The following is an 8,783-nucleotide window of genomic DNA, read 5'->3' on the forward strand; positions in this document are numbered from 1 at the left end:
TACTACTTGCTGATCCACTTACTTTTCACTATTTTCTTTGATTTTTTACTTTCTGGTTTTTCACTTAAACTATTCCATTTATTTTCTTGCCACCTATCAATTCCAAGCGCAATAGATGCAGCTCTTGCATAAATTCGGCAATCTAGCACTTCATTTCTTTCTCTTACCTTTTGCCACTCCTGTTTGGTGTATCCCTTTACTACCTTGCTGACTAACTGCTCTGCCGTTAGCTGCTTAAAATACTCAGGTGCATACTCGGGAAAATGACAATACCCTGCTGGCACTTTCTCTTCTTCTTTTAAAACATTAAGTAATTGAAAAAGTTCTGACTTTAATATTGATACTCCTACTGGCCAGAGCTTTATTCCTCTTTTCAGCTTTTGCCCACCAACTGTTATATCTACTCTGCTTGGACTGCTAAGTGGTACTAGAGCTTTATTTACACCTTTGACTGCCATTACTCTTCCACAGCCTTGATGACCTCTTATCCAATTGTATACTTCTTGCGTTGCATATCCAGCATCTACTGCCATCATACTTATCATATATTCAAGCCCATTTTCACCGATAAAATGATGACTCAGAAGCTCCGAAAGCTTTCCCCATACTTCTCCACTTCCTGTATCTCCTTCAAATACTCGGTAGTCTATTGACCAATTTTCTCTGCCTTTTCCCCAGGCTACAACTTCTACTTCCAAGCGATCTTTTTGAACATCTACTCCTGCTGTGAGAACTACTTCGCCTTTTGGTACTGTGCCAATCTGAAAAAATTCTCTCCTGTTAAATAATTGCTTCCAGTCCGGTACTTCTCCTTTATCTACCCAGGTTTCTCCAAGCGTGGTATTTATCCAAACTTTCAGTAATTGTTCACTTTCCTTTGCATGGAGAAAGTCCTCTACTGCTTGTTGCCAACTATACCAGCCAACTGGACTATAAAGACTTGAAAGATGAAATCCTTTTTTCTCACCTTCTTTTGCCTCTGTAGCTCTCCATTCTCCACGTTCTAGCATCTCTGTCTTTTGATGATTTTCTATTTTGCCGCTACATTCAGTGCAGACATAATGTGCTGTTCTTGAGTCGTTATTTTCCCATTTTATTTGTGACCATTTTAGAACTTGATAGTAATTACAATGCGGACATGGTACAAAAAAATATCTCTTATCTGTTGCTTCAAACTCCTTCTCAATTCTGCTTATTCCATGAATCGTTGGTGTTGATACTAAAAAAATCTTTCGACGTGCAAATGTATTAGTTCGAGCAATACTGAGCAGTACTGGATCACCTTCTCCTCCTGAATCTCCTGGATAGGCATCTATTTCATCAAGAAAGAGATATTTTACTGGCATGGATCTAAGTCCTACACTGCTATTCGCTCCAGTTATTACTACTATTCCACCTGGAAACTCCTTACTTTGTACAGTATTGCCTGAGTCTCTTGATCTTGGGTCTTTTACTTTACTCTTTAAACATGGTGTACTCTCTATCAACGGTGCAAATCTTCCCTTCGACCAACGTTTTCCCATTTCGACTGTTGGCTGTACTACTAGCATTGGTCCTGGTGTTTGATCGATGATATAGCCAATCCAATTGTTGCCAGCTTCTGTTCCCCCAATCTGCGCTCCTTTCATGAATACTACTTTCTCCGCTGACGAAGATGGAGATAGTGAATCCATTATTTCTTTTAAATAAGGAGTTCTCTCTGTTCTCCATTTGCCTGGCTCTGATGCTGCAGTTGGCGCTAAAACTCGATACTCATTTGCCCACTCTGATACTTTAAGCTGGGGATCTGGTTTTAAACCTTCAGAAAAAGCTCTAGCATATATCATTGTCTGCATCTACTCATAATTGATTCTAACTCAACATCATTAATAGTAGAACTACACTCCTCCAGTTCCATAAACATCTTTTTCTGAAATTCCTTTTCTATATATCTTTTGCTCATCTCACTTATCATTAGTGCTATAATAAGCGCAAATATCCCTGTTGTTGTTGCAAAAATGATTGCACTGCTTATTGTTGTTGCTGTTAAACCTATATATGCTGCCATTGCTACTGCGCTAACTGTAATACAGATGCAGATAATATTATTATGTTTTTTCATCCTTTTATCTGCTATTTCTCTCTGTGCTATATATTTATTATGAAGGGTTGGAAAATTAATAACGGTATCTCTGCAGAGCAATGACCCATTTTTTTCAGTAAATAAAACTTTAAGTAACTCCAAATTATTTGATTTGATTGCTAAGTGCAAAACAGGTGTATAATTTGCTCCTTTTTTCAGTAGTAATTTTACTACATGTAAATGTCCTTTTTCTGCAGCAAGGTAAATCGGTGATAGACCTTTATTATTTACAATATCAATATCGATTTCTTCCTTTAAAATAGATTCTACAATCTCAATTTCTCCTCTTTGTGCAGCTAAATGGAGTAGACTATTCTTTTCAGAACCGTATTTATTACTCACCAAAGCCTTCTTTATCTCAGGTTTAGCGTAATCAAATGGTGTCTTGCCGCTATCGTCTTTTACCAATGGATCTATATCTTCTCGCGTTAGTAAAACTTCTATTGTTTTGAGTCTTTCAGCATAATGTAGTGGTGTTTTATTTTCGTAGTCTTGCAAATTGACTTGAGCATTAGGCTCCTTTATTAAGGATTTGAGGATATCAAGACATAAGTCTCTTTCATCATAATTAGTATTACTTACAGCTATATGCACAGGCGACAATTTCATTGAGTTTTGCCCTATACGTGCGCTATTTACATCTGCTCCAAGCTTTAGCAGTAACTTTACTATCTCTAACTTTTTGTTATTAACTGCATAGTGCATTGGTGTCTGATTTCGTGCATCAAAGACATCTATTTCAGCATTTCCTTCTTTTACTAAAATTTTGACAACATTTCCATGTCCTATCCCTGCTGCTAGATGTAATGGCGTATGATGCAAAGCATTTCGTACATTAACGTCAATACCTTTTCCTATCAAATATCTAACTGCATTAACTTCACCTATCATTGCAGCTAAATGAAGTAAGCTATCTTGTTCTGACCCGTACTTGTTATTAATTAGCGCTTGTAATATTTCTGCTTTTTTCTCTTCTTTGGCGTAATCAAGAGATGTTTTACCTTCATTATCTTCCACAAAAGGATTAATGTTCTTCTTCGTGAGTAACAAATCCACCATGCTTAATTCATCAAATTCTATAGCACAATGTAGTGGTGTCTTTCCATTTAATCCTCTGACATTAACATCTAATCCAGGTTGATTAATGAGACACTTTATTAACTCCAAACTTAAGTTATCAGCCATTATTTAAAATTTAATATTAGATAACTCTTCAAGTGAGTTTGTAATTTCCTCGGTCAATGTTCCATGAATTTTTTCAGTGTCACTCAGTGATGCAAGCAGTGCTGAAACTCTATTTGGAATATTAAGCAAATTATTACGGACAACTCTTGCTACGTTAAATGCATCGCGCTTTACTTCCTCTACTGCTACAAGTTCTCCTATTTCAGCCTTAGCTTTTGCCTCAAGCAATTTACCACGTTCCATCTCATTTTTTATTCGCGTTTTTAGCAACATTGTAGAAAGGTTATTTGTATTTTCGTTTTCTGGATTTTTCCTCCTAAGTGGCTGACTTGGATCTCTTATTGCTGCCACCGCTTCATTTGCTTGTTCTCTATTGATCAAACCATCCTCCAACTCAACTATTCCTTTTTTTACTAAATAACAGACATATTGCTTTGAAAATCCTTGTTCTCTTGCCCATTCTGTTTGTGTTATTAATTTCACTTTTTTTGCTCCTTTTTTTCTTCTTGAATCTCTTGAAAAGTTTTACCAGCACCAGAAAGAATTGCCTCCCTGCCTGTATACACTTGCCAACGCTTTATCGTTACATCTACAAACCTGGGATCTAGCTCTATTGTTCTGCAGATTCTTCCTGTCCTCTCACAGGCAATTAGTGTACTTCCAGAGCCGCTAAATGGATCAAGTACTATATCTCCTGGTCTACTGCTGTTTACTATTGCTCTTTCCATTAGCTCTACTGGCTTCATCGTTGGATGTAGTGTATTGTGCGTTGGCTTGTCATAAAACCACAGATCACTTTGATTTCTACCGCCATGCCACTCACGTTTATTACCGCTTTTCCATCCATAGAGCATTGCTTCGTATTGTCTTTGATAATCAGACCTTCCTAGCGTAAAGTGATTCTTTGCCCAAATGATGAATGTTGACCAACGACCACCTGCTTCTTCAAATACTTTTTGTAACGTCGAAAATTCTGATGATGATATACAGATATAAATAGCACCTTTCGTATATGCTAAAATATGAGTACAAATATCATAGAGAAAAAGCTCATACTTTTCACCTTGATTATCGTTTAGTATCTTTTTATCCTCTCTTTCTTGACTGCTACCATAATCAACGTTATATGGAGGATCACAAACAGTAATGTCTGCCATTTTATCATCTAACAGCGCTTTATATGATTCAACTACAGAGCTATCACCACAATAGATTCTATGATCACCTAAAATCCATAAATCCCCTGGTTTTGTTATTTCTACCCTTTTTTCATCACCAACCAAGTCAGAAAAATCTTCTTTTTCACCATCTAAGTCATCAAGGAAATGTTGAACTTTTTCTAGCTCAAATCCAGTCATTTTAAGATCAAACTGCAAATCTTCTAATTCTTGAATTTCCACCTTCAAAAGATCATCGTCCCATTTTGCCCAGTTAGCTGATTGATTGGCAAGTAACCGAAAAGCTTTAGTTTGTGGTTCATTTAAATTATCACTTAAAACCACAGGAATACTTTCTATACCAAGTTTTCTTGCTGCTTTAAGTCTTAAATGACCATCAACCACAGTTCCATCGCTTTTTGCAACTATTGGTATACGAAAGCCGAATTCTCGAATAGAAGCGCACATTCTGTTGACCACATCGTCATTTTTACGTGGATTACGCTCATATTCGATGAGATCTTGAGTAGGATAATAGTGGATTGCTAAATTCATATCTTGATAGTTAAAAAGTTAATATTTAAAATATCTCTGACGCTAAAGAAGGCCTGGGGTCGAACCCACCAAACCCGCCATTATGGCCGAAAGGACCCACTTTTACTGTATTTTTAATGTGTTAAAATCTTTACTAATATAGAACATTAATGCCAAAGCATCGGCCTCATTATCATCTCTAGGTAAAAAACTTTTTTCACGTATCGCTTCAATAACTTCACTCTTACTTGCATTGCCTTTGCCTGTTATAAAGCGTTTTATAGTTTTAACATTAACACCTTGGTAGGGAATATTGTTCTCTTCACACCAAGCAGACAGAACTGCGAGAAAACCGCCATAACAATGCGCTGCATCAGTTCCTAAGTGTCTTCTTACTTCCTCAAAATACACTGCAGAAATGTCCTTCAAAGAATTAAGCCAATTACGAAAATTCAAGAAGCACATACCACCTCCGCTAAACCGGCTACCATGAAAACTTTTGCTTCCACTTTCAATTATTCCATCTGTAAGAATTGCCCAGCCCGTTTGTTTGCCGAGGTCGAGTGTTAGAATTGACATTTGCTATTATTAAAATTACAAGTAGCACTTACTCCAAAATATCGTCTGGTTTCTGCAAAATACACTAGAAATTCATAGGTTTTTGTAGGCCAACAACGAGAATTATGTGCTACTGCAGAAAGTTGTTTTCTTGTTATATATATTCACCAAAATTACGAAAACTGTTCAATTTTTTTTGCAAAGGATAAAAATCGTGTTAGACTTACATGAAGATTTGTTCTATAGTAGTAAGGTTACTAAGAATGCCATTTAATTAAGTTTTAAAGGGTGCTACACTCGTTCTTTTACGCAGTGCTATATTTTACATCCATCTTTAAAATGGAGTTTTTACCTCATCTAAAAAAATACAAGTATACTCAATGTTTGTTTGCCGAGTTTTGAATTGACACTTAAAGCTTTTGTATTTGAAGCGCATCCACAAACTATAGCCCTTCTATTATATATATACCGGATTTCTTACTACTTTTTCCGGGATTTTCTAAAAAAAAGTTAAAATAATTTTAATGCAGCTCAGAAATTACATGAGTGTTTTGGTAAAAGCATACAAAACAAACTATCTAAATCAGAGATAACGCTATAATAACCTTCTAAAACGTTTTAAATCATAAAATTCAGAGATTTCTCATAGTGAGAACTTTAATCTTTAATCCTCTTTAAAAAGTTATCTGAAGAAACGACTTTCACACCTCTAGCTTTTTCAAATGCCTCTCTTGCTGTGCCTGCGTTCTTACCTCCTTCCTTTGCCGCTTCTAAATTTTTATTATAACCCTGCGCATCTTTATCTTTTATTTCATCAATGGTAGCCTGTTCTCCTAGCATATTGAAAATTAGCTCAATCGGCGTCATATGATCTCTTAAAGGCTGTTTCTTCAAGCCTTTTATTTCCTTATGATGCTTTGTTTTTACTCCAAATGTTCCCTCAGAAATTACGTCTGTCAATATTGCGTATTCCCTACCTTCAATATACTTGTTATTGTGGTCAGATATATTTCTATTACCCCATTCTTTTGTTAGTTGATTTCTGACAGCTGTTGATTCTATTCTCTTTTGTATCCATTCTTGAGGGTACCCTTTTGCAGCATAATCGGCATAGATTCGTTTGAGTGCAAGCTCAGGATTTTCATATTCTTGTAGCCTTTCATACCCGACTTTTGCAAGCCAACGTTTAAATTGTTCAACTCTTTTGGAAGGAATAGACTGCAAAATACGAAACAACCCCTCAACATTTGTACAATTAACATTCTGTTTACCACCTTTTGTTTTAATTTCAAGGGGGGTGACAAATTGTGTGCGCCAAGAAGTGCGTAAGGAACAGTTGGTGAAAATCCAACACGGGTAAAGCTTAGCCAGCAGCCTGGAACAAACCATTATGCTGCGTAAGGTAACGAGCGTAGTAAAGCTAATGGAATGGACAACATAGGGTGCAACGAAAGTGAAGGTATTGAGTCCCGTAATTCACGCGTCATGGGGGCCGACACTTTACATTTGGTGGAAGGCAGCATGGGTAATAACGCTAAGGCAAGGTATTACTCACCCCGTCGGGATCGAAGGCCGCGTCATGTGTTGAGAGGGACCTTACGTGAACTTGGGAGATCCTTTGTATTCCTGTAAGGGTACTCTGGAACAAGTCAATAAAGGCGAGGACTGGAGGAAGATGCAAAGGAAGTCGGACTAACTGATAGTACTCGGAGTGTGGGAAAGCCACATACAAGGGGAAGCGGTTAGCAATATAGTGACTGGTATAGGGATTGCTATACCAATACAACAGAGATTGGAGGAGTATGCAAGGAAAACTAAACCAGATAGCAGTAAGGGCTAAGCAAGATAAGCGAGTAAAATTTACATCGCTAGTTCATTTGATTAATGAAGAGAATCTTGCAGAGTGTTACAAGGAACTAAAACGCAACAAGGCTTGTGGTATAGATCGTGTGACAGTGGAAGCTTATGGAGAAAATCTAGAAGAGAAACTTAAAACACTAGTGGATAGTATGAAGAGAAAACAATATCAACCGCAACCAGTGAAAAGGGTATACATACCCAAAGCCGGGAGCAAAGAGAAGCGCGGCCTCGGAATACCATCAACTGAAGATAAGTTGGTACAGGTAATGCTAAAGAAGATATTAGAAAATATTTATGAAGCAAACTTTATGGACAGCTCGTATGGATTTCGACCAGGAAGAAATTGTCATCAGGCGATAAACGCTCTAGATAAAGCAGTTATGCACAAACCAATTAACTATATTGTAGAAGTGGATATCAAGAAGTTCTTTGATAATGTTCAACATAAATGGCTAATGAATTGTCTAAGGGAACGAATAGCTGACCCAAATTTATTGTGGTTAATAAAACGATTTCTAAAGGCAGGAATAGTCGAAGTTGGATGTTATAAAGCAACCGATCAAGGCACACCACAAGGTGGTATAGTAAGTCCTGTATTAGCTAATATATACTTACACTATGTGCTGGACTTATGGTTTGAAAAGAAATTTAAGCCAAAAGCCAGAGGATATATACAGCTAATAAGGTTTTGCGACGATTTTGTAGTTGGCTGCGAGAGGGAAGAAGACACAAAAGAATTTCTAGAATTACTGAAACAAAGACTAAGTAAATTTGGGTTGGAAATAGCTGAAAATAAAACAAAAATAGTAAAGTTTGGTAAGAAAGAATGGTATCAAGCAGAAAGAGAGAAACGTAGGACGGCTAGCTTCAACTTTCTAGGATTTACACATTATTGTGGAAAAAGTCGTAATGGTAAACTTATGATGAAGCAGAAAACTTCAAAAATAAGCCTAGCCAGAAAGATTAAAGAAATCAAAGAGTGGTTGAAGATGGTACGAAGTCGTATCTGTCTCAAAGATTGGTGGCAGAAACTTAAAGCCAAAGTAACAGGACACTATAGCTACTTCGGAGTTAGCGGAAATTATCGGTGTTTGATTCAATTCTATCGACCGATAACAAAGCTAGCATTTAAGTGGATAAACCGACGTAGTCACAAGAAAAGTATGGATTGGGAACAGTTTACATACTATTTAAAAATAAATCCACTACCAAAGCCAAAGATATATGCTTCTTTGTACACAGGAGCACTAGTGTGAACGCTGTATTGTGGAGCCGTGTGCGGGAAATCCGCAAGCACGGTTCTTTTGGGGGGACTATGATTAAGAGACCAAATCGCTGGTTTTCAAGGTCATAAGTCTCTACCAGAC

General features: G+C 37.0%; 7 protein-coding genes. 1 reads left to right on the plus strand and 6 read right to left on the minus strand.

The genetic code is table 11. The annotated features are described in order from the left end of the window. Nucleotides 1-2 precede the first annotated feature (2 nt). The 6 genes from BVG17_RS00855 to BVG17_RS00880 all read right to left on the minus strand — a co-directional run bounded on the left by BVG17_RS00855 (nt 3) and on the right by BVG17_RS00880 (nt 6,780). Nucleotides 3-1,826, minus strand: coding sequence for a phage terminase large subunit family protein (locus tag BVG17_RS00855; RefSeq protein WP_143688923.1), 1,824 nt, complete (start codon nt 1,824-1,826; stop codon nt 3-5). Further along, a complete protein-coding gene (locus BVG17_RS00860; RefSeq protein ID WP_143688768.1) occupies nt 1,823-3,307 on the minus strand; it encodes an ankyrin repeat domain-containing protein in 1,485 nt (494 codons plus the stop codon). Before BVG17_RS00860 ends, BVG17_RS00855 begins: the two co-directional genes overlap by 4 nt. A gap of 3 nt (nt 3,308-3,310) precedes the next feature. Beyond that, the gene (locus tag BVG17_RS00865) at nt 3,311-3,790 is read right to left on the minus strand and encodes a hypothetical protein (RefSeq protein ID WP_143688769.1); all 480 of its coding nucleotides are present in this window, start codon (nt 3,788-3,790) and stop codon (nt 3,311-3,313) included. Beyond that, entirely contained in the window at nt 3,787-5,019 is a 1,233-nt protein-coding gene (locus BVG17_RS00870; protein WP_143688770.1) for a DNA modification methylase, read from the minus strand. The genes BVG17_RS00865 and BVG17_RS00870 overlap by 4 nt, the downstream gene beginning before the upstream one ends. A gap of 102 nt (nt 5,020-5,121) precedes the next feature. Beyond that, nucleotides 5,122-5,577, minus strand: a complete 456-nt coding sequence (locus tag BVG17_RS00875; protein WP_143688771.1) for a crossover junction endodeoxyribonuclease RuvC — start codon at nt 5,575-5,577, stop codon at nt 5,122-5,124. A 636-nt stretch (nt 5,578-6,213) separates the two neighbouring features. After that, nucleotides 6,214-6,780 (minus strand): hypothetical protein, encoded by a 567-nt coding sequence (locus BVG17_RS00880; RefSeq protein ID WP_241654109.1) that lies wholly within the window; start codon nt 6,778-6,780, stop codon nt 6,214-6,216. Nucleotides 6,781-7,358: 578 nt separating this feature from the next. Here BVG17_RS00880 and ltrA point away from each other — a divergent pair. Then, nucleotides 7,359-8,672 carry a group II intron reverse transcriptase/maturase gene (gene ltrA / locus BVG17_RS00890; protein ID WP_143688734.1) on the plus strand — a complete coding sequence of 438 codons (1,314 nt, stop codon included), beginning with the start codon at nt 7,359-7,361 and terminating at the stop codon, nt 8,670-8,672. Nucleotides 8,673-8,783: the final 111 nt, after the last annotated feature.

The sequence above is a fragment of the Wolbachia endosymbiont of Laodelphax striatellus genome (assembly GCF_007115015.1).
Classification (GTDB): domain Bacteria; phylum Pseudomonadota; class Alphaproteobacteria; order Rickettsiales; family Anaplasmataceae; genus Wolbachia.